The organism is Nostoc sp. C117, from assembly GCF_043099735.1.
GTDB lineage: Bacteria > Cyanobacteriota > Cyanobacteriia > Cyanobacteriales > Nostocaceae > Nostoc.
Genome location: NZ_CP170991.1, coordinates 656165 through 678783 on the forward strand (window position 1 = coordinate 656165; position 22619 = coordinate 678783).

The window sequence follows — 22619 nt, forward strand, 5'->3', positions numbered from 1 at the left end:
AAAGTTGGGAATTTTTTTGTTTAGTGACAATGCGATCGCAAACCATCAGGATCTTCCGGATGACTGAGAAAATAATCTTGGAGCCATTGACATCCTTGTGCTAGTAAATCATCTAACTGCAAACTCCATAAAATTACCTTACCATCCTTACTAGCAGAAGCAAGAGTTTTGCGATCGGGACTAAAACTGACACTAGTTACTGCATCTTTATGTCCAATTAATGTAGTGATAGGAACTCCATCTTTTTTCCAAAGTTTGATAGTTTGATCTTCACTACTAGAAGCAATGATTTCCCCATCAGGGCTGAAACTGACGCTTGTTACTGAACCTTTATGTCCAATCAATGTAGTAATTAAAGTTCCATCTAACTGCCAAAGTTTGATAGTTTGATCTGTACTTCCTGAAGCAATAATTTTGTCGTCAGGGCTAAAACTGATACTATTAATACCCTTTCTATGTCTAGTCAGAGTTGTAATTAAAGTCCCATCTGAGTGCCAAAGTTTGATGCTTCCATCATCCTCATCATCTCCACCAGAAGCAATAATTTTACCATCATGGCTAAAATTAATACTTGTAACCCAATTTTTATGTTCACCGAAGGTTTTAATTAAAGTTCCATCTGATTTCAACAGTTTAATAGTTCCTTTGTCAGTACCAAAAGCAATCACTTCTTGATTAGGACTGTAACTAACACTTGCTACCCCTTTGTATTCAGTCAGAGGATGGATTAGAGTACCATCCTGCTGCCAAATTTTAGCAATTACTTGATCTGTACCAACAGCAATAGTTTTACTATTGGGGCTAAAACTGATGCTATTTACCCAACCTTGATGTCCTGTGAGGTTAGCAATTAAAGTTCCATTTTGCTGCCATAGTTTCACAGTACCATCCTCACCGCCAGAACCAATTATTTTACCATTGCGGCTGAAATTTAAGCTGGTTATCCCACCCTTATGCCCAGTTAACGTAGTCATCATATCTGCGTTCAGCTTCCAGAGTTTCCCAATTCCGTCTTCACTACCAGAAGCAATAATTTTGTCATCTTGGTTCCAACTGACGCTAGCGACTGAATCGCTATGTCCAACTAGAGTATGAATTACAGTACCATCTAGTTGCCAAATTTTTACAGTTTTATCACTACTACCAGAGGCAATCATTTTACCATCATGGCTAAAACTAACAGTATTTATCCTACCTGTATGTCCCTTGAAAGTTCTAATTAGAGTACCATCTTTTTTCCAAAGTTTAATAGTTTTGTCATCGCTACCAGTAGTAATATTTTCTCCATCAGGGCTAAAACTAATGCTTGTCACCCAACCTTCATGTCCAACAAATTTATTGATGAAAGTGCCATCAATTTTGTATAGTTCAATATTTCCCTCTTCATTCCCAACAGCAATAACTTGACCATTAGGGCTGATATTGGCGCTAGTGATTGCATTACTTTTGAGTGAGATGCTTTTAATAAGAGTAGCGTGTAGCTGCCAGAATTTTATAGTACCATCTTTGCTGATAGAAAGAAGAGTATTGTCAGAAATTAAAATAGCACTGACTAACCAAATTTTATCCTCAGATAAAGTTTTAATCAAAGTACCATCTCTGTTCCAGAGTTGAATAGTTCCGTCTTGGCTAGCTGAAACAATAATTTTGCTATCGGCACTAAAACTGATACTTTTTACCTTATCTTTATGTCCAGATAGGGTAGCGATCGCAGTTCCATTTTGATGCCATAATTTAATAGTTCCGTCATCACTACCAGAAGCAATAATTTTGCCATCGTGACTGAAAGATAGATTATTGAGTTTTGTTTGTCTACTATCAAATTGATTATATTCATGAATATTGAGAAGAATATTTAGTAAAGCAGACAAAGGAGCAATTGTTTGATATTCTGCCAATGAAGACTGGTTTTTCAGAAGATATTTTAAATCTTGTCCAGCCTTCATAGCTAAAAGTAAAGCTTCAAGTTGTTTAGATTGAAATTGTTGTGTGGCGTTATAGCTAACCTGTGTAAGTATTGTAGCTTCATTAGCGATGTGTAATTGATTTTGTCCCACAATTATACTTAATAGTATCAGGATACTTGCAATACTTCCCCCAATCCAAACTATGTATTTTGCTTTTTTATTCGCCTTGGCTAATTTTTGTTTAGCGATTTGGTTAGCTTGAGTTAACTTTTGACTAGCTTCAGCTAATTTTTGATTTACCTCAATTTGTAATTCTGTAGCGACTTTTTGACTTTCTTGTAAAAACTCATAATCTAAATTACTTAAACTTTTGCCAACAGCCCAAGCGAGTGCCTCATCTAAAGCTTTTCCTCGCAATAGCCAAGATTGCTCTTTGTGAGAATTATACCAGTTATTAATTACTTCACTATAAGGACGGAGTTTATCTAATTCTTGCCTGAGCCATTGTTGATTAAAAACTGCCTGATAGATAGAATTATATACTTTTAGATAGCCGTCTTTTTTGACTACTAAACCTGATAATCTTAATTCTGTTTGATCCTGACTACCATCTATAATAACTCCCTTGCTTGAGTATAAAACTTGCTGATATAAGCCGAGTAATCTGCCAGCTTTTTGTTCATTTAGCAAAAGGCGATCGCGTATTGTTCGTAAATGTTCTGGTTCGTCTTGTGATTCCCAATTTTGGATGATGTAATTATAAACTAAATCATTAACACTTCCATAGCTATTTTCACTTTCTTGCACAATCAAACTACATAATTTTTGAGTCAAAAATGGTTGTCCACCAGTCCAATTTAATACATCTTGTAATACTACTTCGGGATGTTCTACCTTACTTTGTAAGCCTGGAATTAATGCATATTTTGCTTCTGTAAAGCTAAATCCAGTTAATTCTATTGAAGTACCAATATTAAACGGTGTACGTTCTCTTTCTTGAATTAAATCTCCTGGTGTAGCCACTCCAAGCAAACAGAAAATTAGACGCTCATACTTAGGAGATTCAGATCGAAGATTATAACAAGCGCGAATTAAAGCAAAAAAATCATCTTTAAATTTACTTCGGATTAAACTATCAATTTCATCGATAAAGATAATGACTCTAGAGCTAAATTTTTCTAACAACAATGAATTGAAAAGTAAGTTTAATCTTTGTACTTCTGTCCAAGATTCATGCTGTAACCACCAGCTATTAAAATCTATATCGTCTACTTCAAAACTAGATAATAACTGATTAGCAAAGCCTTTATACCATTTTTCTGGACTAGTATGACTCCCAAGGAGAGTTAAATCAATAGAAGCACATTTGATTCCTATCGCTTTGAGTTTTTTGATTGTTTGGACTCGCAAACTAGATTTACCCATCTGACGCGAGTTAAATACAAAACAATACTCTCCAGCTTTCAGAAGTTCAAAAATTTGTGCATCGGCTTTTCTAACAACATAAGTGCGATGATTAGCATTTAAACTACCACCAACCTTATAATAATTATTAAACTCCATTTCTCCTCTTTGCCCCTCTGCGCCTCCGCGTGAGATTTTTTTCCAATTAAAACTAGTTACAAGCCATGCCAAAATATTCATGATATAATCTACAGCGTGGCATCACAAAATTATTGCTAAACTTAATCACCCCCATGCTATCTAATTGATAAATTTGCCGATTTTTACGCTCTACTTTAATTCCTTCAGCATTACTCACTATCTCTTTAAATACCATTCCTAACTCTGTATTTTCTTCAAAAGTCTCTAAATGTCGGCGTAAATGTTCAGTATAAATTCCTGTATCCGTAGTAGCCTCTTCAATTAATTCCCCAATAGTGACATCCTGACAGACTAAATAGTAAAGTGCTAACCGCACCAAATAAGGATGTCCCCCCACTAGAGACATAATCGGAAGAATATTTTTACTATCTAACCCATGTCGAATAGCTAAACTTTTCACTTGTTCTTCAGTAAATTCTTCCAATTTAATTGGTAATCCTACATTAAAAGGAGATTGATTAATATCTAAACGTCCATAATCTTCGGTAGAATGTGCTACTAATAGCCGCAACTTTTCCCATATCTCTGATTCATTAGCATTCTCATTCCAATTACGCAGCATCGGAAAAAAGTTTTCATAAATTTCTGGATATTCAAATAATTTATCTACCTCATCTAGAGCTAAAACTAAAACACTATCCAATTGTTTCAGCAAACTTTGAAATGTCAGAGTGCAATTCACCATACTAGGAGTGTCTGTATCCCATACTGTTAACGGAGGTGCTGAAAGTAATTGATTAATCACATAAGCATAAAAACTGCGAAGAAAATCATTAGCGTTAGTAAATTTATTTTTTTCTATTAAACTAAAATTTAAATAAACCGTACTATAACTAATTTTCTTTGCTTCAGCCATAATTCTCTTCAGCAGCGAAGTTTTTCCCATCTGCTTAGGTGCTTTAATCCGAATTAGTGCGCCTGGTTCTTTAATAGCAGTATAACAACGAGATTCAATAGGAGAACGTTCTTGATAAAAAGCAGAATTTAGTGGTTCCGGCCCTTCTGGAAAGCGGATATTCTGGATAATATGCCCACATTTTTCTAAAGCTTTAACACTAACTAACTCAGGCTTATATTTAGCAAATATCTCAATCAGATTGCAACGATAATCTGGTTCTGTCTCAGGGGGAAAGCCAAATCTCGTAGATATATTTCTCAGTTGATGACTAGCTGTAGAACGATGGGTAGCACCAAGTTCTCTAGCTATCTGTTCATCTGTTTGTCCAGCTAAAAATAAAGGCAATACTTTCTTTTGTTTCGGCGTCAATTCATCCTGATATATCTTTTCAAATTTTTCTTCATTTATCAGCATTTTTCTAGTTTTATTCCATCTATTTTTAACTAAAATAATCTATACCAAGTACAACATTCATTAATCCGTAGCGAATTCTCTGCGTACCTTTGTGCTTACCTCTACACTCCTCTGCGTTTAAATTTCCATCCTCAATTCGCTACGATTTTACGCAAAGCTCTACTAACTAAATATGGCATATTACGGCTTTAACCTAACCCATCATGTGATCTTGCAATATGCTGTATATCATATTTTTGATTACAAATCATATTCCCAATTCAGTAACATATCTACAAATATTTAAACCGAACTAGTTAGATATCATAAAAAAAATTAATATTTCATTCCTGAATTACGTTGTAACTTGTAGCTTATCAAGTTTTTGCTACACGCTAAAAATGGTGAAGAAAACTTCACCTCAATGGCTGTGTGACTGAAATAGATGAATTTTTGCTCAAATATTGAGTTGTATGTAAATCTCATTTTAAGATGAATCTCAACAATCAAATTAGATTTTCTCTATACCAAATTGTGCTGGTTTAGAAACAATATCTGATTGGCAATTATTCCAAAAATCCTGTTTTTTAGAATTGAATGACAAAAATTATGCAACTCAAACCAATCATTCCTCTATTAACTGGCTGTGCTTTGACTGCTGTTTGTATCACTTCTATAGCTAGTCAAGCAAAAGCTGATGATGAAGTTCGTTTTATCTGCGCTTCAGGTTACGATCAGGTAACTAATCTGCGCTTTCCCACTACTTACGCTTGGACATCACGAGGAAAAATTGCAATTATTCGTTGGAAATATGGCTGGTTTAATAGTAAGACCGTTACCCCAGAACAGCGGTGTGAACAAGTATCGTCTCGATTCCAGACTGCTTACAACAATCAAAGTCTGGGTTATATCGCCAACGGTACAGTCAATAATCAACCAGTAATTTGCACAGCCAAAAAAGAAGACGCTGCTTGCGATACCACACTGCTAACTCTACGACCTGAAGACGATCCTCTACAGATTCTCGATGACCTCAAAGACATTCTTAGAGGACGTGCTACTAAACCAATAGAGCATAGCACTAAACAAGAACCAGTTTACTACAAAATTGATATTAAGAAGTTTCTGCAAACAGCCCCCGTTGAGAAGGAATAATATCAATTTCGGCTAAATACAGCTTTGCAAAACTCTGCGTACCTTCTGGGCTGACATTTGCCTTCCTCTGCATTTCAAAATCAACCCTCAATGAAAGCCTTGCAGATTGAAGGTATGAAAAACTCATACAGAGGCGCAGAGGCGCAAATAAAAATTTATATTCATATTCAGGAATGCCGGAATTTTATCTAATACAAAAATGAAGCAATTTAATTCGTTGATTATCGCTATCTTCAGTACTTGCTTTTTACTACCAATCACCGAAGCTGCAATATCCCAGCAAGTAACTAATCAACCTACTTCTGTATTGGCAAATAACTCTCTATCTCCAGAACAAATTCGTCAACTGGCTCAAGCCGTCACCGTCAAAGTATTGAGTACTAATAAAGGCGGAAGTGGAGTATTAATTAGTAAACAAGGGCAAACTTACACCGTTCTCACCAACGCCCATGTTATCAGCAATAAGGGAAGTTATAGAATTCAAACACCTGATGACAAAATATATACAGCTACGGTTATTAATCAAGGTGATTCTTTAAAAGGTAATGATTTAGCCATCTTGCAGTTTCAATCTCAAGAAAATTATCAAATCGTAGCTTTAGCTAGCACCTCAAATGTATCAGAAAATCAACAAGTATTTGCTGCTGGGTTTCCTGATGATAGCAAAGAATTAGTCATCAGCAGTGGCAAAATTTCTCTGTTATCTACTCACCCATTAGTTGGGGGTTATCAGATTGGTTACACCAACGAAATTAAACAAGGGATGAGTGGTGGAGCCTTATTAAATCAGTCCGGGCAATTAATTGGGATAAACGGATTAACTAGCAACGCAATTTTAATTGATGCTTATGCCTATCAAGATGGAACTCGTCCTAGTGCAGAACAACTTCAGCAATTGAGACAATTGAGTTTTGCAGTTCCTATTCAAACCTTAGCGAAAGTTGCACCCAACTTAGCAATTATTCCTCCAGCATGGCGCAATCAGCAACAAATAATAAGATCAGGAGCTAATACATTTGTTGATAAAGTTGATAACATTGCCCAACAGATTACCGTGCAGATTGACTCCAAAAATAACGGAAATGGTTCAGGAGTAATTATTGCAAAACAAGGACAAATTTACTATATAGCGACTGCACGTCATGTAGTCAAGAATCCCGACAATTACGAAATTATTACCCCTGATGGTAAGCATTATTCAGTGCAGCAAGAGAATATATTTAAACCAGAGGGAATAGATGCAGCTTTGGTTAAATTTACTAGTAATCAAACTTATTCTGTCGCCACAATTTCTAAATATAATCTTTCCTTTGGAGAGGCACTTTCTAAATATAACGGCTCTAATTTTGGCAATATAGAAACATCTTGGGTATTTATATCTGGATTTCCAGGAGAGGATAAAGGTAAGCGAAAACTATCTCCTGGATTCCTTTCAGTTGGAGAAAGATTAGTTGTTAATGCAGAAAGCAATCCTTTGTCTCAGGCATTCGTAGAGGGAGGATATAGACTAGTATATTCCAATTTGTCACTACCTGGAATGAGTGGTGGCCCAGTGCTAGATGTTAGTGGACAAGTGATTGGGATTAATGCAGGTATTGAAAATAGAAAAATCAGCGAAACTGAAATAGGTTCTGGATATGGAGTACCCAGTAGTAGCATTTTGAGTTTAGCTACACAAGCAGGACTGAAGAAGGAATCATTAAAAATTGTTAGTACGAAGCCACCAAGTATCAAGGATTCAGAAATTGCTTTGTTGGCGAATAATCCATTATTTGCTATGAAAAAACCATCAGCCAATGCTAGTGAAAATGATTGGTTTCAATATGCTAATCAAATGTGGCGCATTAAAAGATTTTCAGAAACAATATCTGTTTTACAAGATACTATTAAACGTAAACCAGATTTTTATCAAGCTTATTTTGTCCTTGGTGCAGCACTACGTCAAACTGAAATTAAAGATCCTGAAAAAGCTTTAGTTGCTCTTGATAAAGCAACTATGCTCAAACCTGATTATTATGAAGCTTGGAAGGAAAAAAGTAGTCTATTATCAGACTTAAAAAAATATCCCTTGGCTTTAGCAGCCATTGACAAGGCTATTGAATATAATGACGACGATGGGAGCCTTTATTTATTTCGTAGTTCGATATTGTCTAACTTAAAACGCTATCCAGATGCACTAGCAACAATTGATAAGGCCATTCAGATTCAGCCGTTTTATTTGAACTACCTTGTACGGGGTTCTATCCACTTGAATTTGCAAGATTATCAGGGTGTGCTAGCTGATATGAATGAAGTGATTAAACTCCAGCCTGACCTTAGTTGGGCTTATGCTATTCGGGCTGCGATACGCGTTCAGTTGAAAGATTCTCAAGGTGGACTGGCTGATATAAATCAAGCGATACAATTCGCACCTGATAATCTATTAGTCTATGACGTGCGGGGCGATATTCGTAGGCAGTTGAACGATGCTCAAGGAGCGCTAGCTGATTACACTAAAGTCATTGCGATTAATCCTCAGTTTGCTGAGGCTTACGTGGGTCGGGGGGTTATTTACGCTGAGCAGAAAAAATGGGATTTAGCGCTAGCTGATTACACTAAAGTCATTGCGATTAATCCTCAGTTTGCTGAGGCTTACGTGGGTCGAGGGGTTATTTACACTGAGCAGAAAAAATGGGATTTAGCACTAGCTGACTACACCAAAGCCATTGCGGTTAATCCTCAGTATGCCCAAGCTTACAACATTCGGGGGGATCTTTACACTGAGCAGAAAAAATGGGATTTAGCACTAGCTGATTATACCAAAGCCATTGCTATTAATCCTCAGGATGCCCAAGCTTACAACAATCGGGGGTACCTTTACACTAAGCAGAAAAAATGGGATTTAGCACTAGCTGATTATACCAAAGCCATTGCGATTAATCCTCAGGATGCCCAAGCTTACAAAAATCGGGGGGATCTTTACTATGATGAGCAGAAAAAATGGGATTTAGCTCTTGCTGATTACACCAAAGTCATTGTGATTAATCCTCAGGATGCCCAAGCTTACAAAAATCGGGGGGATGTTTACTATCAGCAGAAAAAATGGGATTTAGCTCTTGCTGATTATAGTCAAGCGATTAAACTTCAGCCTGATAATGCTAACGCCTATTTTGGACGGGGTGATATTTACAACTTTCAGTTGAAGAATTACCAAGCAGCACTAGCAGATTACAATCAAGGTATTAAACTCCAACCGGATAATGCACAAGCATACTTTGCACAGGGGAATGTCCGTTTTCAGTTGAAAGATTATCAAGGAGCATTAGCTGATTATAGTCAAGCGATTAAACTTCAGCCTGATAATCCCAACACCTATTTTTCACGGGGTGTCATCTACCAAAAACAAGGAAATGATAACGCTGCACTCTCAGATTACAACCAAGCCCTTGCTAAAGATGGAAAATTAGCACCAGCTATCATCAATATTGGCTACATCAAATACGAAAATGGAGATGTAGATGGGGCAATACAGCAGTGGGAAAAAGCTGTTCAGATTAATAGCAGTTTAGCAGAACCACAAATGGCATTAGCTGTTTCTTTATACGCCAAAGGTGAGCAACAAAAGGCTCTCAATATGGCACAAGCCGCCTTGCGTTTAGATAAAAGCTGGGCTGATGTTGAGGTTCTTAAAGAAAATCTTTGGGGGACGCACTTAATTTATGAGGCGCGAAAATTATTGGCAAATCCCAGTACTCAGACTTTTATCAAGCAGTAAATTAGATTTAATACTAATTCCAAATTTATTACAGATTAAATATCCACCTGCAATTATGAATCATCATCAAAAAGTTTTCATAGCTCTTTTAAGTAGTCTGTTCATACTCCCTAACGCCTACGTTGCGACATCTCAGCAAGTAGCTAATCAAGCTACTTCTGTATTGGCAAATAACTCTCTATCTCCAGAACAAATTCGTCAACTTGCTCAAGCTATCACCGTCAAAGTTTTGAGTACTAATAAAGGTGGAAGTGGAGTATTAATTAGTAAACAAGGCCATACTTACACCGTCCTCACCAACGCCCATGTTATCACCAATAAGGGAAGTTATAGAATTCAAACACATGATGACAAAATATATACAGCTACGGTTATTAATCAAGGTGATTCTTTAAAAGGTAATGATTTAGCCGTCTTGCAGTTTCAGTCCCAAGAAAACTATCAAATCGTAGCTTTAGCTAGCACCTCAAATGTATCAGAAAATCAACAAGTATTTGCTGCTGGGTTTCCTGATGATAGCAAAGAATTAGTCATCAGCAGTGGCAAAATTTCTCTGTTATCTACTCACCCATTAGTAGGAGGTTATCAGATTGGTTACACCAACGAAATTAAACAAGGGATGAGTGGTGGAGCCTTATTAAATGAGTCCGGGCAATTAATTGGGATAAACGGATTAACTAGCAACGCAATTTTAATTGATGCTTATGCCTATCAAGATGGAACAAAACCTAGTGCAGAACAACTTCAGCAATTGAGATATCTGAGTTTTGCAGTTCCTATTCAAACCTTAGCGAAAGTTGCACCCAACTTAGCAATTATTCCTCCAGAGTGGCGAAGTCAACAACAAGCGATAAAACCAGCAGGTAATACATTTGTAGATAAAATTAATAACATTGCCGAACAAATTAGCGTGCGAATTGACTTGAAATATAAAGATAAAAAAAATCATCAAGAACAGAATGGAAATGGTTCAGGAGTAATAATTGCTAAACAAGGAAACACTTATTATGTAGTTACTGCACGTCATGTGGTAGAGGATTCATATCAACATCAAATTATTACCCCTGATGGTAAGCGTTATGCAGTGCAGCAAGAGAATATATTTAAACCAGAGGGAATAGATGCAGCGCTAGTTAAATTCACGAGCAATCAAACTTACTCAGTTGCCACAATTGCTAAATATAACCTATACTCTTCAAACAAAAATAGGTGGATATTCTTATCTGGTTTTCCGGGAAAAGATGGCGGAAAACGGAAGTTTACAGCCGGGGTGCTTAGGGATAAAGAAACAATATCTATTCGTGCAGTCAGCCTGGATTATTTAAATTTTGTGGTTGATGCAGGTTACGAGTTGAGTTACACAAATCTGACACAACCCGGAATGAGTGGAGGAGCAATACTAGATGTAATGGGACAAGTAGTTGGCATTAATACAGCTAGTGAAGGCAAAACAACTGCTCAAATTGAACTAGGATTAGGGTTAGGAGTACCAAGTAGTAGCATTTTGAGTCTAGTGACAAAATCTGGGTTGAAACCAGAACTATTAAAACTAGTAACTAAAGCACCCCCTAAACCCACAGAAGCAGAAATTAATGGACTGATAAATCATCCTTTATTTGTTGCCAAAAAGCCGTCACAAAATGCTAATGAATATGAATGGCTCAATTATGGTAATCAATTATGGCGATTACAAAAAAATACAGAATCAGTGGCAGCTTTCCAACAAGCAATTAAGCTCAAACCAGATTTTTATGAAGCTTATTTCGCCCTTAGCAGTCGACTATATAGACAGAAAAAATATCCAGAAGCTTTAGCATTTTTGGAAAAAGCAATCAAAATTAAACCAGACAGTGATGAAGCTTGGTCTATCAAATCTGATATGCTGTCTGAGTTAAAAAAATATCCAGAAGCACTAGCAGCAGTTGATAAGGCAATTGAATACAACAGTGAAGAAGTTTCCCTTTATGTAAGACGCGGCTTTCTATTGAGGTATTTAAACCGCTACCCAGAGGCTTTAGCATCGATAACCAAAGCAATTGAGATGAAGCCATTATCTAACTACTACATAGAACGGGGTATTATTCGTACATCATCTAAAGATAATCAGGGGGCTTTAGCAGATTACAATCAAGCTATTAAACTCGATCCAGACTCTGCAAACAATTATTTAATACGGGGTAATATCCGCAGGTTAGCGAAAGATAAACAGGGGGCTTTCGCGGATTATAATCAAGCGATTAAACTAGAACCTGACTCTACTGATGGCTACATAGGTAGGGGTAATACTCGCATTCAATTGGGTGATTTTCAGAATGCTTTAGCTGATTGTAATCAAGCTATTAAAATTGAACCTGATAATGCTGGAGGATACGATTGTAGAAGTAGAGTCCGTTATACTCTGTTGCTAGATTATCAAGGAGCGCTCTCTGATATTAATGAAGCAATCAAACTCGAACGTGAAAATTATTCCTACTACTTTGATAGAACTATTATTCACTACGAGTTGGAAGATTATCAGGGGGCATTAGCAGATTTAGATCAAGCAATTAAACTCTTATCGAATTCTGAGGCATTGGAGAGTGGGTCATTCCAGAATCAGATTCTGGCTATACAATACGGAATGAAGGCTCGTGTCCGCTACGATTTGAAAGATTATCAAGGAGGGTTAGCGGATATTAATCAAGCGATTAAATTTGATCCTAACAATGCTAGCGGCTATCAAATTAGGAGTAATTTCCGTAAAGAATTAAAAGATTATCAAGGTGCGCTAGCTGATATTAATCAAGCAATTAAACTTGAGCCTGATGATGCAAATTACTATTACCGTCGGGGTCGTATTCGTAAGAACTTGAATGATCCTCAAGGAGCGCAGACTGATTACACTAAAGCCATTGAACTTTATTCGCAACAAATTCAACGTCAACCAAATGTTTTCTTCACCTATCCAGACCGAGGTGAAGTACGCGAAAATTTGAATGATCTTCAAGGAGCGTTGGCTGATTATACTAAAGCCATTGAACTGCAACCTAAATACGCTTTAGCCTACTCCTCACGGGCTGGTATCTACGTTCAGTTAAAAGATTACCAAGCTGCACTGGCAGACTATAATCAAGCCATTAAACTTGAGCCTGATAATATAAGAGCTTACTCACACCGACATGAAGTGTACTATCGATTGAAAGATTATCAGAGAGCGATCGCAGATTTAGATCAATTTATTAAACTCTTGCCTGATAAAGCTGAAGCCTATTTTCTACGGGGTAATGATTACGTTCAATTGAAAAATTATCAAGCAGCGATCGCTGATTTCAGTCAAGCGATTAAACTTCAGCCAGATAATGTCAATACCTACTCCATTCGGGGTCTTCTTCGCTCTCAGTTAAAGGATTATCAAGGGGCACTTTCTGATTATAGTCAAGTGCTAAAAATTCAGCCAAATAATGCAGAGGCTTATTTACTGAGAGGTGAGATTTACGTTCAATTAAAAGATTATCAGACTGCGCTTTCCAATTTTAATCAAGTGATAAACCTCCAGCCAAATAATCCACAAGCTCACTTTGGACGGGGTGTTATCTATCAAAAAAAAGGAAATGATAATGCCGCACTATCAGAATACAATCAAGCGCTTGCTAAAGATGCAAAATTAGCACCAGCTATCATCAATATTGGCTATATAAAATATGAAACCGGTGATGTAGAAGGGGCAATTGATCAGTGGCAAAATGCAGTTAAAATTAATAGCAGTTTAGCAGAACCGCAAATGGCATTAGCCGTTGCTTTATATGCCAAAGGTGAGCAACAAAAAGCTCTCAGTATGGCACAAGCTGCCTTGCATTTAGATAAAAGCTGGGCTGATGTTGAGGTTCTCAAGCAAAATCTTTGGGGAACGCACCTAATTGATGAGGCACGAAAATTATTGGCAAATCCCAGTATTCAGACTTTTATCAAGCAGTAGGAGATGATAAAAACTTCACATGAATGGTGCTTTCTCTGAGGTTGGAGAATTTATTCTCAAATTGTGAGTTGGTTTGGTGAATCAGAATAATATACTTATTAGTTGAATATTTTATGTCTCACGCAGAGAGGCAGAGACGCAGAGAAGATTAGTAAAAAACAATTTTTGAAAGCGTCTCCTGAGCAAGGTTATTTCATTTATTAAGGATGGATGTAAAATGAACAGCAAATTTTTAACAATAGGAACCTCGGCAATTTTAACAACTGTGATGGGAGGAATTTGTGTTGGTAGTTTATTCGGTTGTCAATTACCTGCTATTGCTAATAACTATCATAAATCTCAGCAGAATTTGCTAGGCGAAAAGACTGAAAAAATCAACTCAAGTATTCTGATTGCAGAAAACTCTGAAGAACAAAACCGGATTCAGCTATATGCAAAAGCTAGCCCATCTGTAGTGGCGATCGCTACTGGTTTTGGACATGGTAGTGGTTTTATTGTCAGTGCAGATGGTCTAGTTTTAACTAATGCTCATGTTGTTCAAGATAGTTCTAAAACTGTTGCTGTAGTATTGGCTGATGGTACACAAGTTTTAGCTGATGTGGTTGGTTTTGGATCTGGAGGTTTAGATTTAGCTGCACTGAAGATTCGCAATCAAAAAAATCTACCCTACCTGCGTTTAGCTACACCCGGTTCAGCACAAGTAGGTCAATCTGTCTATGCTATTGGTACTCCCCTAAGTCTGGAATTACAAAATACTTTGACCTATGGTGTTATCAGTCGTATTGATAAAAAATTAGGCTTAATCCAACACGATGCTGCTGTAAATCCTGGCAATTCTGGAGGACCATTACTCAATTCTAATGGGCAAGTAATTGGTGTTAATAGTGCAATTTTTAATGATACAGAAATTAAAAGATTTATTGGTATTAGTTTTGCAATCCCTACAGAATTAATTCAGCCTTTTTTGGTAGCTGTCGAACAGGGTAATGCTAAGTTAGCAAGTGAGCGTCAACAACCCAGTAATAGTGAAGACATAGATTTACCCCTTAATGGTCAAGTTTTACAAGCAAGTTTAAAAAATGGCGATCGCACTTTACCGAACAACAGCTATTTTCACACTTATGTCTTTGAAGGTAAAGCAGGTCAACAGATAACTATTGAGATGGATAGTCAGCAAATAGACCCTCATTTGTATCTACTACTTCCCGCTAAAGAACAATTAGTAGCAGAAAACGACGACATTTCCCCCAAAGATTTTAATGCTCGATTAACTGTGACTTTACCAGAAAATGGTGTCTATTACCTCTTGGCGAACACTTTTGAAGCTGGAGAATCTGGTAGTTACAGCTTACGAGCAGCGATATCTCAGAGGTAAACCAGCTTTTGAACTCGTAAACCAGCTTTTGTGACTCGTAAACCAGCTTTTGCAACTCGTAAAGTAGCTTTTGTGACTCGTAAAGTAGCTTTTGTGACTTGAAAAGCAGCTTTTGTGACTCGTAAACCAACTTTTGTGACTCGTAAACCAGCTTTTGTGACTCGTAAACCAACTTTTGCAACTCGTAAACCAGCTTTTGCAACTCCTATAGGACTTACGCAAACAATAGCCGAAAAGAGTGATTTTCTGGTAGAGGCAATTTATGAATTGCCCCCTACCGCATGTATTTTTGCGTAAGTCCTATCCTATTTGATTGGGTGAAAAAACTCACCGTCATCTTAAAAGGCTGATTCCCTACTCCCTACTTCCTGCTTATACCAATTCTGTATGAAGATGCGCCAAACTATATAAGGAACGAACCGCAAAGGGCGCAAAGAACACAAAAAAAGAAGGAAGCCAAGAGAATTTGGCGCAGCCTCACAAAGAAATGGTATTAGGGACTGACAAATAAAAAAATATCCCACTGTTCACAGTCAACAGTCAACAGTAATTTATTTCTTGGAGTTCCCTTACGCAAATCAGGTTGATGCAAAATATGAAGTCTTCAACTTACCGATCGCCTTCTCATGCTAAATTACTAAAGCTTGGGGTTGGGAAACTCCGGTGAAATTCCGGGACTGTGCCGCAGCTGTGATGGGATTGCCCAAGTCAGAATGCCAACTCTCAGAATGTCTCACTGTCTACTCCCTGCGTCGCACGGGGAAGGAGTTTCAAGTTTGGTTTCTGGATTTGCCACTTGTCCTGGCTTGTTTTATGCTACACCCGCTGAAGATGGTATACTATCTCGCGTCAGAATTCCCGGTGGGGTTCTTAATAGCGAACAGTGCCGCGCGATCGCAGATTTAGCAGATCGTTATGGTGGCGGCTATGTTGATGTGACTAATCGAGCGAACCTGCAAATCCGCGAAATTCACACGGGGATAAATTCTCAAGTTCTCAAGCAGCTACAAGATATCGGACTCGGTTCTCGTAACGCTGTTGTAGACCATATCCGGAACATTATGACCAGCCCCACTGCTGGTATTGACCCACAGGAATTAATCGACACTCGTCCTTTTGTTCAAGGTTGGGATAACTATATTGCTGCAAATCCGACGTTATCGGGACTGTCGGCAAAATTTAGCGTTTGCTTTGATGGTGGTGGCATAGTTAGAGTGAGCGATCGCCTAAATGATATCCTATTTGCCGCTGTTTTAGTTCACGGCGATGTTTACTTCCGTCTCCATCTCAGTGTAGGCGCCAAGGGACAACCGCCCAGCGATATGGGAATTTTGTTACCACCAGATGATTGTTTGCTTGTATTGGCAGCTTTGGCGGATATCTATTTAGCTCATACTGATATTACTAGTAACCGTCGGCTACGTCTAAGAGAGTTATTAAATACTTTGGGTTGTGAAAATTATCTCCAAGAGGTTGAGCAGCGTCTACCTTTTCTTTTTTTCCGTAGTGAAATAAGAAAAGACCTAACCCCCCAACCCCCTTCCCTACCAGGGAAGGGGGAGCGATCGAAGTATCAATATATTGGCATCCATCCCCAACTCCAGAAAGGATTATTTTACATTGGTGTTGTCTTACCCTTGGGACGAGTGGAGAGTAAGCAAATGCGGGGTTTAGCAGATTTAGCCACAAAATACGGCAGTGGAACTCTCAGGCTAACTCCTTGGCAGAATTTGCTCCTCACAGATATTCCTCAACAAAGACTTACCGATGTCGAAAATGAAATTGCTTTTTTCGGACTAGATTCTTCAGGAACCAACATCAAGAGCGCATTAGTTGCCTGTTCTGGAAACAAAGGTTGTGCAGCTTCTGCCACAGACACCAAAACTCATGCGTTGGCATTGGCAGAATATCTGAAAAATCGGATTGCTCTGGAACATCCAATTAATATCCACTTCAGTGGGTGCGAAAAATCCTGCGCCCAACATAGCAAAAGTGACATTACCCTACTCGGCGTCAACTTTGAGGCAGACGATGAAACAGTCGAAAGCTATCATGTTTATCTTGGTGACAGCAACAACCATAAATTTGGTCGAGAAGTATACCAATATGTAACTTTTTCCGAACTACCTGCATTGATAGTTAAAATTCTCCATACTTATAAAAATAACCGTCTAAATATTAATGAATCCTTTCGAGAATTTGCTAATCGATATCCATTAATGCAACCCAACCCCATATAAATTTTTAACTCTCTCTGCGTCTGTGGGTGAGAAATAAATATTTATCCAGAAATATTTTCACAAATTCCAACCCTCCCAATTAATTCCAAATCTAAAATCCAAAATTGAATGTCCGACTACATCCGAGATGCCAGCGAAATTTACCGTAACTCCTTTGCCATCATCAGGTCAGAAGCAAACCTAGATGTGCTGCCACCAGATGTAGCAAAAGTTGCTGTACGTCTTATACATGCCTGTGGAATGACCGATATCGTCACTGAGTTGGGATATTCACCAACAGCGGTACAATCCGCAAGGGCTGCACTAGCCGCAGGAGCGCCAATTCTCTGCGATTGTCGGATGGTTGCTGATGGCGTCACCAGGCGGCGGTTGTCTGCAAATAATCAAGTTATCTGTACTCTTAATCAGCCGGAAGTGCCAGAAATTGCCCAGCGTCTCGGTACTACAAGGTCGGCCGCTGCTTTAGAATTATGGCGATCGCACCTAGAAGGATCGGTGATTGCAATTGGCAATGCACCCACAGCACTTTTCCGCCTCTTAGAAATCCTCGATCAAGGAGCGCCAAAACCTGCTGTAATCTTAGGCTTTCCAGTGGGGTTTGTCGGTGCAGCCGAATCGAAAGCCGCATTGGCAGCAGACAGCAAAAATGTACCATTTTTGACTTTACACGGTCGGCGCGGTGGAAGTGCGATCGCCGCAGCAGCAGTTAACGCCCTGGCAACGGAGGAAGAATAATGATAAATACCAAAGGTCGTCTCTATGGAATTGGTGTCGGCCCCGGCGATCCAGAACTATTGACTTTAAAGGCGCTGCGGTTATTACGTGCGGCTCCTGTGGTAGCTTATCAATCAGCCACAGATAAAGAAAGTATTGCTAGAGCGATCGTGGCGCAGTATCTCATGGGGAATCAAATTGAGGTCTTATTTCACCTTCCCCGCGCTTTGGAACCAGAAAAAGCCAAGTCAATTTACGACAAAGAAGTTGAACCAATCGCCGCTCATTTAGCAGCCGGTCGAGATGTTGTAGTCCTATGTGAAGGTGACCCCTTTTTCTATGGCTCCTTCATGTACTTATTCACCCGATTATGTGACGAGTACCAAATAGAAGTTGTCCCTGGAGTTTCCTCACTGATGGCTTGTCCAGTAGCCTTGGGTGTACCTTTCACTTACTACAATGATATTCTCACTGTTCTACCTGCCCCACTCCCAGCAGAAGAACTGACTACACATCTGCTGATGACCGATGCAGCTGCAATCATGAAATTAGGTCGTCACTTTACCAAAGTGCGGGACATTCTACATAAATTAGGGCTAGCATCACGAGCAAGATATATTGAGCGGGCAACAACAACACAGCAACGCATTTTACCCTTAGATGAAGTCGATCCCGCAGAAGTACCATATTTCGCAATGATTGTGATCCCAACCAAAAATCGACTATAAACCTTTAAGCTAATTATGAGACAAGGTGTGAGGTGGTTCTATGTCTGAAACAAATTCTCAAGAGATCGTTAATAGTGCCGTAACACTCTTAGAGAAGTATGCAGAGGGGAAACGCAATTTTAGTGGTACAAACTTGGGTAATGCCGACTTGCAAGGTGTCGATCTGAAAGGATCTGACTTCAGCTACGCTGACTTGAGTGAAGCTAATCTAAATGGTGCTAATCTCAGAGGCTGTGACTTCAGCTTTACAAATCTCAGTCAAGCTAAATTGCAAGATGCCGATCTTCGGGGAGCCTTGTTGTTTTCTGCCGATCTCCGTCAAGCTGAACTCAAGGGAGCGAAACTGGAAAAAGCAGATTGCGATCGCAACACTCATTTTCCCCCAGATTTCGATCCAGTGCAAGTGGGATTGCAGATTAAAGAGGGGTAAAAGCACGGTCATAAGCTGTTACGCATTTAATTTCTACATTTACCTGATGACTGATGACTGTTAACTGATGACTGTCAACGACCATCAAGAGTGTTTATATACTTTAGACGCCCATCAGCTTACAATCCCTTTAAATGTGAAACCCTATTTTGGCTTAGTCTGCCTAGGCGGACGAGAGTTTGTGTAGCCGCGATTTCTAATGGCTTGGATTATTCTCTCTTCAGAGTCATACAAGAGCGATAGAAAAGCCTCCCTTATGGGAGGCTGAAAATTTAGCGGAGACAACTTGTAAACTTATCTACTTAACTACAGCGAGCGCTCCTCCTAATGCTGAGAAAATGGCGGAGACTACTGCTGTGGCAAATAGCCACCAAGCTGCTGTAGCTGCGGCTTTGCGGGTTTCTTCTGCTTGGCGCTGTGCTTGATGTTTCACTTCTTCGAGGCGGCGTTGGGCTTCGTGCTGTAGGCGTTCTGCACGTTGCAATACTGTGTTGCGTGCCCGTTCAATTTGGTCAATGATCCGGTTGGCATCCTCCTGAGAAATGTCCTCACGAGAACTCATAATTGCTACTAGGGTATCACGATCGAAAGAAGATAGGCGATCGCGCAAGGCATCAAATCCCGCTTGGGGATCTTCAAAAAATGTGCGGACATCCTGCTTGATGCTGTCATAGTTGAGTTCCGGGCGATCCAAGGAGTTAAGATAGTTGCGAATCCGAGCAAAAACCCCATCAATTGCATCTTGAATGCCGCGTTGGATGTGCCGCACTTGTTCTACAAATTGATCCCTGACAGATATCATGTTATCAGCAATTTGGGCTGCTTCTTCATCGGTAATATCTTCACGAATTTTCAACAGAGCGATGATGGTAGAACGGTCAAAATGAGCGATGCGATCGCTAAAACTTTCTACTCCCACTCGCGGATCGTGCAAGAGTAGTTGCAAGTCGCGTTTGATACCTTCTGGATTGAGTTCTTCTTTACCAGTTTGCCGCAGATATTCTTCCAGATAGGCTTGGAATGTTTCCATTCTTTGCTGTGTCCTGGTAGCTAGCCGACGGGGCGCACGTACAAAGTTGCGAATTGAAGTTTGTGTGGAATCAATGATTTCATTGACTTGTTCTTCACTCAAGTCTTGGCGTTGACTGAGTAACTTCACCAGTGTATCCCGGTCTACCTGGGATAAGCGACGGCGCAGTGCTACAGCTCCCTCTTTGGGGTTTTCAAACAATCTAGTTAAATCTCGTTGAATACCTTCTGGATTAAGTTCTTGTTTACCAGTATTCCGCAGATAATCGGCGATGGTGGTGGTCACAGAGTCGTATTGCTCTTTAGCTTTATCTGCTAAAGCTTGAGGTGCGTGGCGGATACTATGCCACGACTCTTCAACCGCATTGATGGTTTGATTAACTTGATCTTCACTCAAGTCTTCTCGCTGACTCAATAATTGCACCAAAGTATCGCGGTCAAAGCGAGACAAGCGCGCCCGAATTGAGGTAATTCCGGCTTGGGGATCTTCTAGTAGCTTTTTCAGGTCGGCGCGGATAGCATCAGGATTTAGTTCTGATTTGCCAGTATTACGCAGATATGATTCGACATTCAACCAGAGGGTTTCTGCTTGATATTGTGCCTGTTCTGCTAGTCCTTTGGATTCGATTAAAACGCGATCGCGTTGTTTTTCTAAATCGTCCAAAATGCTTTCTACTTCATACAGTTGTACATCACTGCGTTGCAGCAATATCTCCCGCATTTCGGCACGTTCAACGTGCGCTAACCGTAATATCAGGGTTTCATAATCGGCTTCTGGGTCTTGCAACAGCGGTCTAAAATTTTGCTCAATGCCTTCGGGTGTCAAATCTGCTTTTGGGGTAACGAGCAAATAACTTTCTACTGCACGTTGCAAGTCTTGGACTATTTCTCTTTCTTCTTCAGCAGTCACCGTCACTAGTACTTCTTGGCGAACAGTATCTAGCCGAGCTGCAATGCGCTGAATTTGGCTTTGGGTAAGTAGTCCTCGCTCCTGGAGGATTCTAATGAAATCGTTGCGGGATAGTCGGTCTAGTTCTCTGCGGACTGTACCAGGATCGGCTGCTGGATCATAGATTACACCGCGAAATTCTTCGGCAATTCTTTCGTGGCTCAGTTGCCAAGCATAGGTGTTAAGCAAATAATTTTCCACATCAGCCCGAATTGGACTATAAGGTTGCGATGGTGTGGGCAAACCTAGCTTATCTGCCTGTTCGGTAACTTTGTCTTTGGCGCTAGTCAGGCTACGCAATATTTTTTCCACATCCAAATCAGATAAATCTGTCCGTCCCAAGACAATGCCGGTCAAGGCGGATAGTCCTTGCTGGAGTGTACTCTGAATTGGCCCAGATGGAGTTTTTTGCTGGGATTTTTTGTCACCACGCATTTCTGCCACTAACCGATCCAGCTTGGTATTCAGTTCATCTGTCTTAGTTTGTCCTGGTTGTACAGATTTGAAATAGTCGATTAATTCGCCCAAACGATCTTGGGTGGGTGGATGCTGAGCTACTACTTGCTGCCAAACTTTATACAACGTATCAGCAATCCGGTTAACGTCTTTTTTGGAAAGATCGGTGCGACTGCTGACTAATTCAATAAACTTTTGGCGATCGATATTGCCCAGGTCTGGACTACCAGCGATCGCTTTTACTTGAGGATCGTTGAGTAAATTTTCAAAATCACTGCGAATCTTCGATAAATCGAGTTCTGGGGGACGTAGCTTTTCTAAGTAATCTTCTACGTTTTCCCGAATACTTACCGGATCGATGGCGCTTCCTAGTTCCCGACGCACAGCAGCAGCAGCGGCTTCAGCTGTGGCTACAACTTGGCTATTGACAGCTTTTGCGCCTAGTGCGGCGGTGGCTGTGCCCATAATTGCTTGAAATCCGGAGGTTGCTGTATTGACCACTGAGCCAACTAAGGAACCCACGGTGGTGGAACTTACCCAAACCAGGAGTAAAAAGTAAGCACCCCAAATCACCAAGCCGAGAATTGCTCCTAGCTTTGGATCTAAAATCACAAGGCTCAATTTGACTGCCAAGAAACAGGCGATTAATAAGGCGATCGTTACAGTAACTAATGTCCAAATCCCTACTGCTGTACCAATTTTGCGAATAGTACCGCCCAAACTTCCGACTTCCCCACCATCTGAATCTGAGTCGGATGAACGCCCCAGGTAGGAAATACCGGCTGCAACGGAGAGATTAGTTAGAACTAATTGAAAAGCAAAGGCTAAGATCACGCCAGAGATTAAAGCCACGAAAAACCGCGGTCCGGAAGGCGTGATAATTGAAGGATCTACTGGAATCTGTGCCAGCCATAATAGTGGCTTGTAGAGTCCCAGCATGATTTCCGTACTTTGAAACATCGTATTTCCTTTTTTAGTGTTTTAATTTGGGCGGATTAAGAATTTCCTCAAAAGTAACTCTTAGTATTTAT

12 protein-coding genes and 1 riboswitch are annotated in these 22619 nt (G+C 39.7%); of the genes, 9 read left to right on the forward strand and 3 right to left on the reverse strand.

Annotated features, from left to right (window positions below; all coding sequences use genetic code 11):
* Positions 1-20: 20 nt before the first annotated feature.
* Both ACFG4S_RS04495 and ACFG4S_RS04500 read right to left on the reverse strand, forming a co-directional pair.
* Positions 21-3551: an AAA-like domain-containing protein gene (locus tag ACFG4S_RS04495; protein ID WP_392533665.1), complete on the reverse strand. Its 3531-nt coding sequence runs from the start codon at positions 3549-3551 to the stop codon at positions 21-23.
* Positions 3523-4824: an AAA-like domain-containing protein gene (locus tag ACFG4S_RS04500; RefSeq protein WP_392533666.1), complete on the reverse strand. Its 1302-nt coding sequence runs from the start codon at positions 4822-4824 to the stop codon at positions 3523-3525. Before ACFG4S_RS04500 ends, ACFG4S_RS04495 begins: the two co-directional genes overlap by 29 nt.
* A 588-nt stretch (positions 4825-5412) precedes the next feature.
* Between ACFG4S_RS04500 and ACFG4S_RS04505 the strand changes: the two genes are divergently transcribed.
* From ACFG4S_RS04505 to ACFG4S_RS04545, 9 genes are all read left to right on the forward strand, one after another.
* Positions 5413-5958, forward strand: coding sequence for a COP23 domain-containing protein (locus tag ACFG4S_RS04505; RefSeq protein WP_392533667.1), 546 nt, complete (start codon positions 5413-5415; stop codon positions 5956-5958).
* A gap of 199 nt (positions 5959-6157) precedes the next feature.
* On the forward strand, positions 6158-9712 hold the full coding sequence (locus ACFG4S_RS04510) for a tetratricopeptide repeat protein (RefSeq protein WP_392533668.1): 3555 nt from the start codon (positions 6158-6160) through the stop codon (positions 9710-9712).
* A complete protein-coding gene (locus ACFG4S_RS04515; protein ID WP_392533669.1) occupies positions 9657-13667 on the forward strand; it encodes a tetratricopeptide repeat protein in 4011 nt (1336 codons plus the stop codon). The genes ACFG4S_RS04510 and ACFG4S_RS04515 overlap by 56 nt, the downstream gene beginning before the upstream one ends.
* A gap of 217 nt (positions 13668-13884) precedes the next feature.
* Complete coding sequence (locus ACFG4S_RS04520) at positions 13885-15042, forward strand: trypsin-like peptidase domain-containing protein (protein ID WP_392533670.1); 1158 nt, start codon at positions 13885-13887, stop codon at positions 15040-15042.
* 114 nt (positions 15043-15156) lie between these two features.
* Complete coding sequence (locus ACFG4S_RS04525; RefSeq protein WP_392533671.1) at positions 15157-15339, forward strand: hypothetical protein; 183 nt, start codon at positions 15157-15159, stop codon at positions 15337-15339.
* Positions 15340-15693: 354 nt separating this feature from the next.
* A riboswitch (cobalamin riboswitch) is annotated at positions 15694-15761 on the forward strand.
* Entirely contained in the window at positions 15756-17282 is a 1527-nt protein-coding gene (gene cobG, locus ACFG4S_RS04530) for a precorrin-3B synthase (RefSeq protein ID WP_392533672.1), read from the forward strand. Its footprint overlaps the riboswitch before it by 6 nt.
* A 108-nt stretch (positions 17283-17390) precedes the next feature.
* A complete protein-coding gene (locus tag ACFG4S_RS04535) occupies positions 17391-18017 on the forward strand; it encodes a precorrin-8X methylmutase (protein WP_392533673.1) in 627 nt (208 codons plus the stop codon).
* A gap of 2 nt (positions 18018-18019) precedes the next feature.
* Entirely contained in the window at positions 18020-18724 is a 705-nt protein-coding gene (locus ACFG4S_RS04540; protein ID WP_392535906.1) for a precorrin-2 C(20)-methyltransferase, read from the forward strand.
* A 40-nt stretch (positions 18725-18764) separates the two neighbouring features.
* Positions 18765-19154, forward strand: a complete 390-nt coding sequence (locus tag ACFG4S_RS04545; protein WP_392533674.1) for a pentapeptide repeat-containing protein — start codon at positions 18765-18767, stop codon at positions 19152-19154.
* A gap of 298 nt (positions 19155-19452) precedes the next feature.
* Here the strand turns inward: ACFG4S_RS04545 and ACFG4S_RS04550 are convergent, their stop codons facing one another.
* Positions 19453-22548, reverse strand: a complete 3096-nt coding sequence (locus tag ACFG4S_RS04550; RefSeq protein WP_392533675.1) for an MFS transporter — start codon at positions 22546-22548, stop codon at positions 19453-19455.
* Between the last annotated feature and the right edge of the window lie 71 nt (positions 22549-22619).